The organism is Bacillota bacterium (genome assembly GCA_036504675.1).
GTDB lineage: Bacteria > Bacillota > Sulfobacillia > JAJYWN01 > JAJZPE01 > DASXUT01.
On record DASXUT010000128.1, the window covers coordinates 1 to 14,062 of the forward strand.

Annotated in this window: 13 protein-coding genes and 1 riboswitch; of the genes, 6 read left to right on the top strand and 7 right to left on the bottom strand. The window is 62.9% G+C overall.

What is annotated here, in order from left to right:
- Nucleotides 1-209: 209 nt before the first annotated feature.
- The 5 genes from VGL40_08920 to VGL40_08940 form a co-directional block, all read right to left on the bottom strand.
- Nucleotides 210-743, bottom strand: a complete 534-nt coding sequence (locus VGL40_08920; GenBank protein HEY3315376.1) for a hypothetical protein — start codon at nt 741-743, stop codon at nt 210-212.
- Nucleotides 744-1,167: 424 nt separating this feature from the next.
- Nucleotides 1,168-2,028 (bottom strand): hypothetical protein, encoded by an 861-nt coding sequence (locus VGL40_08925; protein ID HEY3315377.1) that lies wholly within the window; start codon nt 2,026-2,028, stop codon nt 1,168-1,170.
- Between the two features lie 13 nt (nt 2,029-2,041).
- Entirely contained in the window at nt 2,042-2,992 is a 951-nt protein-coding gene (locus VGL40_08930; protein ID HEY3315378.1) for a phosphodiester glycosidase family protein, read from the bottom strand.
- A gap of 289 nt (nt 2,993-3,281) precedes the next feature.
- Nucleotides 3,282-3,506, bottom strand: a complete 225-nt coding sequence (locus tag VGL40_08935) for a hypothetical protein (protein ID HEY3315379.1) — start codon at nt 3,504-3,506, stop codon at nt 3,282-3,284.
- Complete coding sequence (locus VGL40_08940; GenBank protein HEY3315380.1) at nt 3,499-3,627, bottom strand: hypothetical protein; 129 nt, start codon at nt 3,625-3,627, stop codon at nt 3,499-3,501. The genes VGL40_08935 and VGL40_08940 overlap by 8 nt, the downstream gene beginning before the upstream one ends.
- A gap of 529 nt (nt 3,628-4,156) precedes the next feature.
- Here VGL40_08940 and VGL40_08945 point away from each other — a divergent pair.
- On the top strand, nt 4,157-5,455 hold the full coding sequence (locus tag VGL40_08945; GenBank protein HEY3315381.1) for an MFS transporter: 1,299 nt from the start codon (nt 4,157-4,159) through the stop codon (nt 5,453-5,455).
- A 27-nt stretch (nt 5,456-5,482) separates the two neighbouring features.
- Here VGL40_08945 and VGL40_08950 read toward each other — a convergent pair whose 3' ends face one another.
- Together VGL40_08950 and VGL40_08955 are read right to left on the bottom strand one after the other, a co-directional pair.
- Nucleotides 5,483-5,851, bottom strand: a complete 369-nt coding sequence (locus VGL40_08950) for a hypothetical protein (GenBank protein ID HEY3315382.1) — start codon at nt 5,849-5,851, stop codon at nt 5,483-5,485.
- 116 nt (nt 5,852-5,967) lie between these two features.
- Entirely contained in the window at nt 5,968-6,516 is a 549-nt protein-coding gene (locus VGL40_08955) for a hypothetical protein (GenBank protein HEY3315383.1), read from the bottom strand.
- A gap of 303 nt (nt 6,517-6,819) precedes the next feature.
- Nucleotides 6,820-6,986: riboswitch (M-box (ykoK) riboswitch) on the top strand.
- A 304-nt stretch (nt 6,987-7,290) separates the two neighbouring features.
- On the opposite strand from VGL40_08955, the gene mgtA reads away from it, so the two are divergent.
- The 5 genes from mgtA to VGL40_08980 all read left to right on the top strand — a co-directional run bounded on the left by mgtA (nt 7,291) and on the right by VGL40_08980 (nt 12,886).
- Nucleotides 7,291-9,003 carry a magnesium-translocating P-type ATPase gene (gene mgtA / locus VGL40_08960; protein HEY3315384.1) on the top strand — a complete coding sequence of 571 codons (1,713 nt, stop codon included), beginning with the start codon at nt 7,291-7,293 and terminating at the stop codon, nt 9,001-9,003.
- A complete protein-coding gene (locus tag VGL40_08965; GenBank protein ID HEY3315385.1) occupies nt 8,910-10,019 on the top strand; it encodes an HAD-IC family P-type ATPase in 1,110 nt (369 codons plus the stop codon). The genes mgtA and VGL40_08965 overlap by 94 nt, the downstream gene beginning before the upstream one ends.
- A 26-nt stretch (nt 10,020-10,045) precedes the next feature.
- Nucleotides 10,046-10,225: a hypothetical protein gene (locus VGL40_08970; protein ID HEY3315386.1), complete on the top strand. Its 180-nt coding sequence runs from the start codon at nt 10,046-10,048 to the stop codon at nt 10,223-10,225.
- 635 nt (nt 10,226-10,860) lie between these two features.
- Nucleotides 10,861-12,573 (top strand): hypothetical protein, encoded by a 1,713-nt coding sequence (locus VGL40_08975; protein ID HEY3315387.1) that lies wholly within the window; start codon nt 10,861-10,863, stop codon nt 12,571-12,573.
- Between the two features lies 1 nt (nt 12,574).
- Complete coding sequence (locus tag VGL40_08980; GenBank protein ID HEY3315388.1) at nt 12,575-12,886, top strand: hypothetical protein; 312 nt, start codon at nt 12,575-12,577, stop codon at nt 12,884-12,886.
- Nucleotides 12,887-14,062: the final 1,176 nt, after the last annotated feature.

Below are 14,062 nucleotides of genomic sequence, written 5' to 3' on the forward strand. Positions count from 1 at the left end.
ACCGCAAAACGCTTACCTAGACGATTTTCGCTTTTTGGGCCTCCCTAAGAAAGAAAACCCCAGCTATCGAAGGAGCCCCCTCTTCGGGAACCGCGTTTTTCACCTATTTACTGTCGAACTCGGGTTGTTGCATGTGCCGCATGGGTCAAGAGAGAGCCGGGGGCATCGGACGATGCCACCGGCTTGTCCTTGCGCCGATGAAGCTCTCTCTACTTGCTCTCGATGACCATGTGGCAGGCGCCGCCTTCGGCACAGGTCTTGCCGGGGAAGGACAGCTTGAAGTTCGGCCACGGGGCGATCATGCCGTAGTCGGCCGCCATCAGGATGTCCAGGCAGAGCTCGGCAGCTTCCTTGGCGTTGGCCCCTCCCGCCTTGGCCGCTTCGATGTGCGGACAGTAGTCGAAGCTCTTAGCGGCCCTGGTGTGGCTCAGCTCCTCAAAGGTCTGGTTCCAGGCCAGTACCCCGCCCTTGGAGGAGGCCTTGGCCAGCCATTCGCCGGGGGTCTTGGCCACGCCGAGTTTCTTGGCCTGGAGGTCGCCGAAACGCCGGCAGGCTTCGGCCAAAAGCCCCTTGGCGTCGATCTCGGGGTGCTCTTCCTCGAGCACCTTCCAGATGAGATAGATCATCAGCCCGCGGTCGCCGATCGCCCCGCGCATGGCCTTGGTGAAGTCTTCTCGAGCTACCGGCGCGTCCAGCTTCAGCGACTTTACGTAGGTTTCAGCCTGGTTCCCCGTGGTTGCCATTGAAAGCCCTCCCCGCTCAGTTGACGCGGCATGACGGTAGCCAACCGGCGTCACTGAGCACCTTCGCTGGCATATTGAGGATTCCTTCGATCATAGGCAGGAATTCGCCGAGGTTAGTGTCAACGCTCCCGGGATATGAATGTTGATTGGACCAAGAATACTTCCGACTCAAGATGTCAACGGTGCCATTAAATGGAGCACAGGTCGAGAGGGATCCCTGTTACAGGTGTGAAGAACCCTAACCCTAAGAGACCAGCATGAGGGAGACCCCGCGTGAACGGCGTACCCCTTCCTGACCCATACGAAAGCCCATCCGGATGACACGTCTGGATGGGCTTTGCCGCATTGCGGGCCTACATAACGAGGTTGAGCGGGGGTCTGAGCGCCCGACCGCCAGGGCCGGGGGGCGCACCCGCCCTGTCACCTAGGTGCTGCCGAACGTGGGCCGTCCGTCATTGCCGATCGTGATCGCGTCGGGCGAATAGGGTTGGCTCAGGTTGGCGAAGTTCCTGAAATGCCCCCCGGCGTCCCCGACCATCAACACGCTCACTTTATTGGAGCTGTTCAGCTGGCCGATGTAGACCCGATCCGACCCATCCACCCCGATGAGGGAGTACTTACTTCCCGGAGGGGAGATGCGCCTGGTCCGCCCGGCCGAATCCAGCGCGTAGACGACGCCGCCGGCCGGTGATTCGTAGAAGAGATCGACGGTATTGTGAAGAGTCGCGATCCGTCGGATGTCGCTGGTCTTGAGGTTGAGCCGGCGCAGGCGGTTGTTGGCGTCGGTCCGGTAGACGGTCGCAGTGGTATTGTTCCTCACCAGGATGTTGACCACGTTGGTCTCCTGGGACAGGGCCACGTCGGCGATCCTGGCCCCTCGCTGGAGGCCGGTGATCGTCGGAATCACCGGCTTGCTCCCGGTCTCCAGGTTGATCGGCTTCAGCGCGACGCTGGTCCCCTGGTCAGTGTCGGTGCTGATTCCCGCCAGCGCCAGGTGATGATTGGCGAGCCATGAGAAATAGGTGATGGTTTGGTTGGGCTGTAGGGTGATCTCCTGGCTGAGTAGGTTATCTGAGGTCGAGAAGATCTTCAGCCCGGTCGGCGAGAGCTGGGCGTAGTAAGCGCGATCAGACGAATAGGACCCCAACTGGTCGGCCTTCGCGGTTCCGGGCACCGTCTTCTCGGTGAAGGACACCTGCGGCACCAGAACCACGCGGTCAAGGTAGAGATAGACCCCGGCCTGCAGGACCAGGGCCATGATCAGCAAGGAGACGAACTTCTTCATCAGGGATTCACCCCTATTTCACGATCAACGCGGTCGGGATGCTGCGCTCTCCCAACAGGTCGCACGGCCGGTTCACGACTTTCCCTTGATAGAACAGCGTGGTGCTCGATCCTCCGTCAAGGTTGGCGGCCACATAGGCGCCGTTCTCAAAGAGGACATTCTGGACGTCCCGCAGGGTGGCGCCGAGCGAGTACTCGGGCTGCCGACCGTCGATGACCAGCAGGAGGATCGTTCCGTCCTGCCGCTGCCCGATGGCGGTGCGGGGGGCGATCCCCCAACCGCCATCGCCGCTGGTTATCTGCTTCTTTCCATCCACGATCAGAGGCGGCCCGAAGGATATCCCCTCGGCGATTCCCATCTGCTGCATCTCGCGCACCGTGTAGCTCCCGGCCACCAGCGCGCCTGATTTGGTCAACCCCACCAGCTTGACCGGTGCCGTCAGGTCCTTGCCGGCGATAAAGGAACCGTTGTGGATAATCACCCCCATCGGGAGTCTCCCGTTACCCGTGCCGTTGGGGTCTTCGAATCCGCCGGCGTTGACCGCAGCCGCGGCCTGGTGGGCCTCCGCGATCTGGCTCACCGTCTGACCCTGTTCGCCCAGGCTCTGGGCCACCCCGACCCTGACCCTGGCGGGGTCGCGGATCTCCAGGAGGTATCCGGTATAGCGGGCGCTGGTGATCTTGCTCAGGGCGAGGTCACGGCTGTGATTGTTGACGAACTCGCCGAGCCTTCCGCGACTGGATCCGCCGCCCTCCAGCGTGGCGATCAGTTGGTTGTACTCCGCCCCGCTCATGAAATGTCGCAGCAGCCCCCGGTGCATGGAGGTGGCGACCGCTCCCACCGCGGCGTTTCGCACGTTGGGAAAGGGGCCGTGGAGGGTCACCAGGGGGAAGGTCAGGACTAACAGGACCAGGTTGATCGCCACGAATCGAGTTACATTGAGGGCCACAGCTTTTGCCGACATGACCCCGCCTCCATAAATGTGTCGAGATGGGCTGGTTCAGCTTGATAGTTTCTGAGTTGAGCCCAAGAAGTCGGCCATTGCCAGAAGGACGACGGCGACGGGGACCCCGGCGGGGTGAATGGCCAGAAGTCGTTCGACGAAGCCAGTAATGGTCGTAATTGGCCAGTCCCTCGCGGACCGGGCTCCGGTCAAAGCGACCAAAGCGAAGACTGATCAAAGCCCGAGTTCAAGTACGTCCAGATTCTACACCGGGGAGATTAGAAGGACCTTAGAACGAGGGAAATAATTCTTAATCGGCGAGGGAGGTCGGCTCGGTCGAAATCGGGCCAGAGAGAGGCATGGTCTTGATATAGCGGATCGACCGCTCCACCTTGCCCTTGGTCTGGGTCCTGTACGGCCAGCAGACCGTGGGGGTGAAGCCGGTGAGGCGGGCGAAGTCCAGGAGGCCCTGGTTCCATTCCGGCTGCCCGTTCTCGTCACGACGGACAACTGCCGTCTTCATGTTGTCATACATGAGCTTCCTCGGAATGCCCCCCAAGGAAGCCGAACGGGTTCTGGGGGCACCTGATCAGCGTCCCGAGGTCCTGATGCTCGATGAACTCAAGGTACATGAGCCTGGAGAAAGAGAGGACCATTGAAAAGACCTGCTCCCCCGGAGCGGTCTCGTAGCGCATTGTCGCTTTCGACGGAACGGCCGGACGGAAGGGTTTCAGGAAGTCCTTCAGAATCGTTATCTTACCGGCAGACCCTTGGGTGGCGACCTCCCGCTGGAGACGGGCGGAGTTGGACCGTTGCCCGACTCCATCCGGCGCAACCACTTGCGGACCGTGTTTCGGGAGTAACCGGTGGCCCTCGCCACCTCCCGCACGCCCATCCCTTGCTTCTTCAAGTCCAACAGATCCAAGATGTCCCACCTCCGTAGCATTCTCTGAAGCACCTCCGACTTGGCGAAGTCCAGCCTCTTTCATTAGCGATAGGCTCTTGGGCGTTCCAATAGTCTTGGCGCCATTCAAGGAGAAAGGCGAAGAGGTCGGGATTATGATCACTGGCAAGCGGAGAAAAGGCAAACCACGAGCGGGGGCCAAGACCTATAGTTCCAAAGCGCCGCTGTCCCCTGGCCAAGGAGGATCGACATGAGGCAACCGACCGCTTCCCGGGCCGGCCCTGTCGGTCTTCGGGACCGCCATCACCAATGTGGCCATCCCCTGGCTCACCCTCGACCTCACGGGTTCGGCGGCCCACGCCGGCCTGATGGCGGCGGCGGGCTTCGTTCCGTATCTCTTGCTGATCCTGCCGTCGGGCGTCTGGGTCGATCGCCTTGACCGGCGCAAGCTGATGGTCTGGGCCGACCTTGCCCGGGCCGCTCTCATCGGCTCGATTCCTCTGGCGGGCCTTGTTGGTAGGTTGGCCATATCACAGTTGTACATGGTCCAGATAGGCATCGCCGCCTGCTCGGCCCTCTTCGACATGGGGTACAACGCCTGCCTGCCGAACCTGGTCCACCGGGAACAGCTGCAGGCTGCCAACAGCAGGCTCCAAGCCACCGATGCGGTCGCCGGCATCGCCGGGCCGGCTCTCGGCGGTCTCCTGGTGGGCGTTTTCGGCGCGGCTACGACCGTCTCCGTTGACGCCATCTCCTATCTGCTGTCCGTTGGGACCCTTCTGGCCGTCAGGCGTTCATTCCAGTCGACGGGGGCGGGCAAGGAGCCGGGGGCGGGCAAGGAGCGCCCGAAGCCCTTCGTGTCCGCCATGGCGGAAGGCCTCCGTTTTCTCCGCGGACACCGACTCCTACGCTCCCTGGCTGTGGCCGCCGTCCTCCTCAACCTGGCCGGCGGAATGAGCGGCGCGGTCCAGGTGTACCGGATGAAGCAGGAGTTGTCCATCCCCGCCGACGCCGTCGGCCTGGTTTTTGCCGTCGGTGGCTTCGGGTCACTGGCGGCGGCCCTCGTTTCCGAGGCCGTCAGTCGCCGCCTCGCGCTTGGCCGGATACTCTCGTTAGGTCTTGCTTTCATCGCGGTCGGTTGGATCACTCTCGCCTTGGCGAAGGCGCCGACGGTGTTTATGGCCGCGGCCCTCTTGGCCTCCTTCGGTGGCGTGGTCGTGAACATCCAGTCGGCATCACTTAGGCAGGCGACCACCCCCGACCGCCTCCTCGGGCGGGTCACCGGGGCCTTCCGGACGCTGGCCTGGGGGCTCGCCCCTGTAGGGAGTATCGCGGGCGGCTTTATTGCCCAGAACTGGGGGGCGGTGACTACCTTTTGGGCCGCCGCGATCATCTCGTCCTTCGGGCTCGCCTGGATGCAGGCTTCGGGACTTGGCCGGCCGGCTCGATCAGCGAGATCGATGGCCATGCCCCCCCTCCTGGAGGCGTTCGCTTCCCGTCCCCTCCCGACGCATGAGAAAGCCCAGCCCGACAGGACCATGTCGGCTGGGCTTTCTTATCTTGCGAGGACAGACCAATGACTCCGAAAGCGCCCGCTCGCCCGGACCCTATCCCCAGACAGCCACGCCGTTGATGAACACCCCAAGGACGAAAACGGCCAGGAGAATCCGGTGGACACGCTGTTCGAGGCGGAAGAGGAAGGCCTGTTCCAGCGTACGGGCGATCCAGAAGACCAGCATGCCGAGGGCAAAGGCCCGTCCGACGCCGGTTCCCCGAATCTCCGTCGGGTAGAAGAGGTAAAGGTAGGCACTCAGAAGGAAGAAGAGCGTGAGACAGAGATTGAGGGTCTGCATCACCGCTCGGTTGGTGGGAGAGAGTGCCTTCAGCTGTTCCCGCCAGTTGAGCAGCCGCCAGAAAGTCAGGTGAAATAGGCCGAAGCCCAGGTTATAGAGGCCCGAAGCGACCACCCAGATCACAACCGTCCCCCCTTGAAGCAACCAAATTGACCATTGACCCCTTCCAAACCTCACCCTCCAGAGGCCAAGCGCCGGCCCGGCAAATCCCTGCCGGACTGGCTTCGCTTGCGTCGAGCCTAGTTCGCGGTTGACGCCGGCGCCCGATTGGGCGATGACGACTGCAGTCCACCCCCCTTGGGGGTCAACGTCTCCTTGACCTGGAAGCCCAACAGCCCCGCGGCGGGGCCGGCCGTGACGCTCAGGAAGGCAAACGCGGCCAGATCGCCCGAGACGGCCGAGAGCCAGGCAAAGACGGTCGGGCTGAGGAACTTGCCTGTCTGAGAGACCAGCCGCCAGATCCCGAAAAACAGGTCGCGAGCATGGGGCGGGGCGATGTCGGAGCCCAGCGTCTGCATGGACCCGGAGGTCAGACCCTGGGCCTTGTAAACCAGCACCATGGTCACCAGGAAGGTGGAGAACGGCACGCGGATGAAGGTGGTCAGGGCCATGAAGCCAAGCGCCACGCCCAGCAGCGCGAAGCCCGGGACGACCGTCACCACCATCGAAGCCACGCCAAAGCTGACCCCGAACTGCTTGGTGATGGACGGCAGGGCGGGGACCGCGATGTACGCCTTCCACCAGTGTCGCACCTGCTCATCAGGCGATGGTTGCCTCGGTAAGCTCATTGGACGCTGGAAGTCTCCTCGGGAGGCCGTGTCTAGTGCCCGTTCGGGGAGTGCCGGTCCTGGATAACCTTGGTTTCAGCAACCCTGGCTGGTTTCCCTTTTCTGACCGAGCTTCTGTCAGAACACTCAAAAATGTCTCGGCGTGAAAGATCGGCCGTGATTCGGCGCGTGAGCTCGGCTCGGCTTACAAGGCGGAGTGCCCGCCAAGAATGGCCGGATCAAGGGGCGAATTTGGGCAAATTCAGGTCAGGGGGGTTGACAACCCACTTTTGCCGGCATAGGATGTCAGTGACAACTGAAGACGGAACTCCTTGTTAGGTGAGGCTCCGATACGGAGGAAGGCCGCTGCCCGGAAAAGTCGAGAGACTCCAACGGGTGAACAGGTTTCACCGGATTAAGGTGTGACTTAACGCGGTTGAGCGGAACGCTCCAGCTGTATCGTGCCGAAGCTCTTACGAATGAGGAGGCCCCCGTGGTTCGCTTTCTGGGCAAACGTAGGAGACCTCCAATCTCAATTGGTGTAGGTCTCTTTATGTTTTTCATGAAAGGGGGGGATGGCAATGGACCCCGGCGATAGTAGTCAATCAGCGCTGTCAGACAATCAGCGGAACAGTGCATCGATCGCTGTCCGGGGTGCCCTGCCTGCCCCAGCACACTGGCCTTGAGGGTCCAGTCCGGTTGGGAGCGAGGCTTCCCCGCGTGCACTGTCAGCTTGATTGTGCGCGCGGGGTTTTTCGTCTCCCTCGGACTTGATCAGCAAGGAAGGTGAACCCGATGTACCGTCACACTTCCGCGATGGCGGCCGTTGACACTGAACTGCTCCGAAAGGTCGCCGATGCCACCCCGGAAGGGGCGCTGCTCATGCTGGGCAGTGCCCCGCAGGGGCTTACCGACGACCAGGTTGACGAACGGGTGCGGCAATACGGGAAGAATGAAGTCGCCCGCGAGAAGCCGCCGAAATGGTACATCCAGCTCTTGGGGGCTTTCTCCAACCCCTTCAGCGGCATTCTGGTGGTCCTGGGTTGCGCCTCGTATCTCACCGATGTCAAGCTGGCCCCCCAGGCCGACTGGACGAAAGTGATCGTGCTGGCCGTAATGATCGCCATCAGCGGTTTGACCCGCTTCATCCAGGAATACCGGTCGACGAGGGCCGCCGAGCAATTGCAGGCGATGGTCCGGACCACGGCCACCGCCATCAGGCCTTCGGTCGGAGCCGGGCTTCCCACGACTCCGAACGGGGCGAAGAACTTCCGCGAGGTGCCGATCGCCGACCTCGTGCCGGGCGACCTTGTCGTTCTCGCCGCCGGGGACATGATCCCGGCCGATCTGCGCGTGATCAGCTCCAAGGACCTGTTCGTCAGCCAGTCGGCTCTGACCGGCGAATCCCTGCCCGTCGAGAAGTACCACACGCCGACGGACTCTCCGGCGGACTCTTCGGCGGACGCCCCGGCGGGCCCGAGCGTGGGCAGCCCGCTCGAGGCCCGAACCCTTTGCTTCATGGGCACTAACGTCGTCAGCGGCTCGGCCACAGGGGTCATCGTGAAGACCGGCCGCCGGACCTATTTCGGCTCCATGGCCGGAAGCATCCTCGGGCATCGGACGATGACCAGCTTCGACGTTGGCGTCAACAAGATGAGCTGGGTGCTGATCCGTTTCATCGTGGCCATGGTGCCGATCGTCTTCTTCATCAACTGGCTCACCAAGGGCAGTTGGAGCGAGGCGCTGCTGTTCGCGCTGGCCGTGGCCGTCGGAGTCACCCCGGAGATGCTCCCCATGGTCGTGTCGGCCAACCTGGCCAAGGGCTCGGTCAGGATGGCCAAGTACAAGGTCATCGTCAAGCGGCTGAACTCGATCCAGAACTTCGGAGCCATGGACATCCTTTGCACCGACAAGACCGGCACCCTCACTCAGGACAAGGTCCTGCTCGAGCGGCATCTCGACGTCACCGGTCATACAAGCCGGGAGGTCCTGCGTCTGGCGTTCCTGAACAGCTACCACCAGACGGGGCTGAGGAACCTGCTGGACCACGCGATCATCGATCATGTGGAAATGGATGAGGAAGAAGCCATCCTCGCCCAATACCCGAAGATCGATGAGATCCCGTTCGACTTCATGCGGCGACGCATGTCGGTCGTTGTTCAGAACGGCGGGGGCAGGCATCTTCTGATCTGCAAGGGCGCGGTCGAGGAGATTTTCCGGATCTCAGAGCGTTTTGAGCTGGACGGCCGGATCATGCCCCTCGACGAGGCGACCAAGCAGGACATCGCCGGCGTCACCACGGCCATGAATGAAGACGGACTGCGGGTCGTGGCGGTCGCCTACAAAGCTATTGAGGACCAGGCCAAGCAAAAAGACAGCTACTCCGTGGCCGACGAGAGCGACCTCATCCTCGTGTGGGCTACATCGGCTTCCTCGATCCGGCCAAGGAGACCGCCGGCGAGGCCGTCCGCGCCCTCTATGAATACGGGGTCGACGTCAAGATCCTGACCGGCGACAACGACCTCGTGTCCCGCAAGATCTGTCGGGATGTCGGCATCGAGGTCAAGAATGTCGTTCTGGGAGACGAGATCGACCGCCTGTCCGACGCGGAACTGGCCAACCTGGCCGAGAGGACGACCGTCTTCGCCAAGCTGAACCCGTTGCACAAGTCCCGCGTCATCCTGGCCCTCAGGAGCAAGGGCCACACGGTCGGCTACATGGGTGACGGCATCAACGACGCGCCCGCCCTCCGCGACGCCGATGTCGGCATCTCGGTTGACACGGCCGCGGACATCGCCAAGGAGTCGGCCGACATCATCCTGCTGGAGAAGAGCCTGGTCGTTCTGAGAGAGGGCATCATTCAAGGGCGGACCGTGTTCGGCAACATCGTCAAGTACATAAAGATGGCGGCCAGTTCGAATTTCGGGAACATGTTCAGTGTCCTCCCGGCGAGCGCTTTCCTGCCGTTCCTACCGATGCTTCCGCTTCAGATCCTGACCCTTAACCTGATCTATGACCTCTCTCAGCTGTCCCTGCCATGGGACCGTATGGACGAGGAATTCCTTCGCAAACCGCGCAAGTGGGATGCCTCCGGCCTGTCCAGGTTCATGACCTACATCGGCCCCTGCAGTTCGGTCTACGACCTGGCCACCTATTACCTGATGTGGTTTGTCTTCCACGGCTGGCTGCAGGGTCCTGGCGGCGTCTACGTCAACGCCGGGCTGTTCCAAGCCGGCTGGTTCGTCGAGAGCATGATGTCCCAGACCCTGATCATCCATATGATCAGGACCCGCAAGATACCGTTCATCCAGAGCACGGCTTCGCTGCCGGTCATCGCCGCGACGACATTGGCTATCGGCGCTGTCTGCGTCATCCCGTTCACGGCCCTTGGCGCGAAGATCGGCATGCGGCCGCTTCCTCTCACCTACTGGCCGTGGCTGGCCGGGATGATCGTCCTCTACATGATTCAGACCCAACTGGTCAAGACGTTCTACATGAGGAAGTTCAAGGGCGAGTGGCTGTGAAGGCCGGGTGAGGAGGGACCGTGAAAATGACTGCGCTTAAACCCCAGCTCCAGCGAGTCCCAGAGGCGGCAAGGGCCGAGGCCGACCCGAACAAGGCCGGGACCGAGCCCCTTGACTTCATCGGCGGGCTCGTTCTCCACTCCCAGTATATCTTGCTGGCGGCCCTGGTACTGGGGGCCGTCGTGCTCAAGGTACTGGCCCGGTAGACGGGGCGGCCTCGCCGCCACGAGGGGATCTCTGGAATAATACCAAATCGACAGTCTTCTGCCAGGAGGGCCAAGGACACGTCAGGTATTTCCGAGTCAGATCTTCGCGGCGGGGGAGGAGGAGCGTTGCCGCCAAGTGTTCGCGGGCTTCGAAGCCTGCGCAGTAGGCCCCGGCTGACCTCCGTGGCGCGGGCCGACAGAATGACCCGCCAACGTCCCTGAGCCCAGCCGGGTGATCACCTGGCTGGGCTCATTCGTCTCCGAGGGGGGCGAAGACGGCGACGCATTGGTCCGAGCCTCACCTGTTCGCCGAGCATGGAACTTTCTGTCAGGGCAAGCGTCGGAAAAGTGAGATTTGAGAGTATGGCTCTTGGTCGGGAGACCTGGAATCCTCTGGGGGGTATGAGCCGGTGTTGAAGACTCGAGGGGCACGCCTAGCGATGCTCCTCGCTCTGGCCCTTGCCATGGTAGGCTCCGCCCCTGGTTGCGGGAGTGGCCGGTCCGCCGAGCCTCAACGCAATACGCAGGAGTTGGCAGGTCAGCCCGACCGTCCAGCTTCCGCCAGTCAGGAGAGCTGGTGGATCGCCGTTCGCGAGGGGCGGGAACGACCCGGCCGCGGGCAGGCCGGTCCGGAGATGAGGGTGACGCCCGGCCAGACGGTCCTCGTCGGGCAGGGTGATGTGTCTGTCAGTCTCTACTTGGCCCCGGGGGCCACCCTCGAATCCGCAAAACCCTTTCTGACCTATGACCAAGACCCCGTCGACATGCAGGCGATGGATTTCGGGCCCAACTACCTTATTCATCTACGTTGGTCGGCGGCCGGCGGGGGCGGCAGCGAGCGCATCCGGCTGACCATTCGCAAGGGTGCGCCGTTAGGCGGCTCGGCGATCTTGCCAGAGGACTTCTCATTCGCCATTGAGAGGCGGGTCGAACCCCACTTCCTGGTGTTTGAAGTCGGAGTTGAAAACGTGAAGCTGCCGTATTCCGGCCAGCGCGAGGGATATGATTTGAGCCCCGGGCGGCACACCTTCAAGTTTGCTTTCACCAAGGCTATGGACCGCCGCTCAGTCGAGGAAGCCGTACGCCGATCGTTGGGGGCCTATACGCCGGGGGCGATCACCGGCCTCAGCTCTCCCGAACCGGCCTTTTCTTGGCAGGACGACCGAAACCTCGTTGTCACGGTGGACCTTGAAGTCGGCCCCTCCAACGTCCTCGGCCCGAACCCCTATCGCGGCTACCTGCTCTCGGCCAACGGGTCCCGCGACCAGGAGGGCCTGGAGGTCTGGTTCAATGACCAGCTCTATGTGAGCGTGCGGGCCCCGCTGGCGATAATGGCCGTGTCGCCCCGCCCTGGAGGGAAGAGGCGGACCCTCATGACCCTTGCCCCGGGGAGGACCGTCGCCGCCGTCGACGGCGACGGGCAGAGGGCCCTGGCTCTAGAAGACGCGTCAAGTCCGGCTTCCGGAGGCGACGGGCCGGCTTCGGTAATCCCATGGTTGTACCGGCGAGGTGAGCCCCCACTGAACCTCAGCGACAAGCTGGGGTGGGCCTACGGGCTTGGATTCCTCCCTGACGGTCGGGTCTGGTCTTACGACGGTCAAGGCAACACGGTTGTGATGGACGCGGGAGGCACGGTGTCGACCGTGCTGAAAGCCGGGCGCCGCCCGGTCGGACAGGGCTTCTCTCAGGACGCGACGACATTTGTTTACTTCACCCGGGCCGAGGGAGAGGAGGAGGTCCGGCAACCTGGGATCAAGGTCGGCCTCGACCTCAATGTCCTCAAGACGGCCGACGGATCTTCCTTACGAATCCCCAAGGTAGCCACGATGGATTCGATGGCCGACTTCTACGGGCCCCCGCTCGAGGTCGTCGTGGACGGGCCGGGGAGGGTTGCCGGGTGCATCGATCTCTCCGGCGGGACACCCCGACTGCTCCTTTTCGACCTGACTTCCGGCCGGGTTGACGCGTTCCCGGGACCCGAGGACCCGACCCACGGCCTGTATGGTCAGGCGGCCCTTGGCCAATTGGCCATCTCTCCCGACAGCCGGGCGGTGATCTTCACCTTCTTCGCCAACGGCCCCCACGTCTTCTTGGCCGACCTGGTCTCTGGAAAGACAACTGAGGTCAAGGTGGCGAACGCCTGGCACCCGCGATTTTCCCCGAACGGGCGGCGGGTGGCCTTCGACGTCACCGCCGGCGACGAACCCGGCACTCGGGAGACGCGAGTCAAGGTGCTGGACAGGGACACCGGCACCATTGTCGACCTGGGAAGGGGCTATTCCGCGGGCTGGTCGGGTGATGGGGAATCGGTCTTCGTGGTTCAGGCGATCGAGAAGGAGGCGGCCTGATGTGAGCCGACCCTACCGGCGATACCTGATCAAACCCGTCGGCGTCCTGCTTGTCGCCGCCGGCCTGCTGCTCGTGCTCGCTTTCTTCACCCCGCAGGGCGCGGTCAGGCGGTACCTGGTTTGGAGCGGGGACCCATTTGACGCTCTCACGGTCCACGTTCGGAGGGACGACTACATTAATTTCGGCGGCAGGCAGTACTTCGTCGCCGGCTATCTCGTTCATCATCCCGACCGAATGGACCTTTGCTACTTCTACGTGAAGAGGACCGGCCTCGGGATCTGCGTGGTCGTTTCGGCTGGTACGGGACCCTGACCTCGCCGCGGCCGTCAAAGGGCCGACCGCCCGCCGGCGGCGACGTGCCGAAAGCTGGCGGGCGAGCAATCGGGGAAGGTGGTGCGCCTTGGGGAAGAAGTCATTGTTCATGACCATCGCCTTCCTCATCGTCTTGGGGACTGTCGGCTGCAAGGCTCCCGGCCTCCAGGGCCACCCCACGGCCGAGAGCCGGGTCGTCCCGCAGATACCGACCGGGGTAAGACCGAGATCATCGAGGGCGGGGTGGATGGCCGGACAAGGCCGCGATCCTTACAAATGTCGGGCTTGACCGCGTCCTCACCGTTGGATCCGGGAAGGAGTCGGCGCTGGGGTACCGGGCGGTCCTGGCCGGGGCGGACTGGAGCGACGGGATTTGGCGCGTGCTGTCTTTCTGCGAGAAGGCCGAGACCGGCAGTGCTCACCCCTTCGTCGGGGTGTTCACCGAACTCGACTGGGTGCAGGTGTTCAGGCTCTCACCCGTCGGCCCGGAGCGGATGTCTTTGCGGGACGAGGATGTCATCTTGGCCGGGACCAGCCGGGACTGCTCCACGATGGCCCGCCAAGGCCCGGCCAAGGTGTCCGTCCCGGCGCGTTTGCTTCCGCCGTCATCCCGAAGGAGCGCACAACGGCACCGGGGATCAGGTACCATTGGGAAATGACCGTGGATGGCAAGTTCAGACGCACACCTGACACGGTTGTCCCGTTCATCCCCGTACCAACCAGTTGGTGCGGGCCGGAGGCCCGTTTGAGCTCTATCCCGAGGCGAGCGCCGCGACCATGCGTCCGTCGCCTGGGTCCATCAGCCAGGGAAGGTCTGGGTTCCCAAGGAGGTTCTGGCCAGTACCGCGGCGCGGGGTGGGGCGGGTGGCCCAGGATCGAGAATAACGTCTTCGTTCGCGCCGGGGACTGAGTTCGAGTCGGGTACGGTGAAGCCGCCGGTCGGGAAGGCCCCGTCCAGGGATTCGTCAAACTGGGCGCCACCTGCTTTTGCAGCTTTGCAAAGTACTTTACATATTGCAGGCCCAACCAGCAATGGCTAGGAGCCCGTGTTGGTAACTGAAGGGCGAATGTTCCTTTAGCGATCGGAGAGGATTCGCTCAAGAGGTTCAGGACCGATTTGCCCGCCCGCGGCGGGATGACGATGGCCTGTTCCTTTACGCGGCTTTCTTGAGAGCC

Bases quoted from the DNA above. Each gene is read 5' to 3' on its own strand.
- VGL40_08920 (HEY3315376.1), bottom strand. From the start codon at position 743: ATGGCAACCACGGGGAACCAGGCTGAAACCTACGTAAAGTCGCTGAAG.
- VGL40_08925 (HEY3315377.1), bottom strand. From the start codon at position 2,028: ATGAAGAAGTTCGTCTCCTTGCTGATCATGGCCCTGGTCCTGCAGGCC.
- VGL40_08930 (HEY3315378.1), bottom strand. From the start codon at position 2,992: ATGTCGGCAAAAGCTGTGGCCCTCAATGTAACTCGATTCGTGGCGATC.
- VGL40_08935 (HEY3315379.1), bottom strand. From the start codon at position 3,506: ATGTATGACAACATGAAGACGGCAGTTGTCCGTCGTGACGAGAACGGG.
- VGL40_08940 (HEY3315380.1), bottom strand. From the start codon at position 3,627: ATGGTCCTCTCTTTCTCCAGGCTCATGTACCTTGAGTTCATCGAGCAT.
- VGL40_08955 (HEY3315383.1), bottom strand. From the start codon at position 6,516: ATGAGCTTACCGAGGCAACCATCGCCTGATGAGCAGGTGCGACACTGG.
- mgtA (HEY3315384.1), top strand. From the start codon at position 7,291: ATGTACCGTCACACTTCCGCGATGGCGGCCGTTGACACTGAACTGCTC.
- VGL40_08970 (HEY3315386.1), top strand. From the start codon at position 10,046: ATGACTGCGCTTAAACCCCAGCTCCAGCGAGTCCCAGAGGCGGCAAGG.
- VGL40_08975 (HEY3315387.1), top strand. From the start codon at position 10,861: ATGAGGGTGACGCCCGGCCAGACGGTCCTCGTCGGGCAGGGTGATGTG.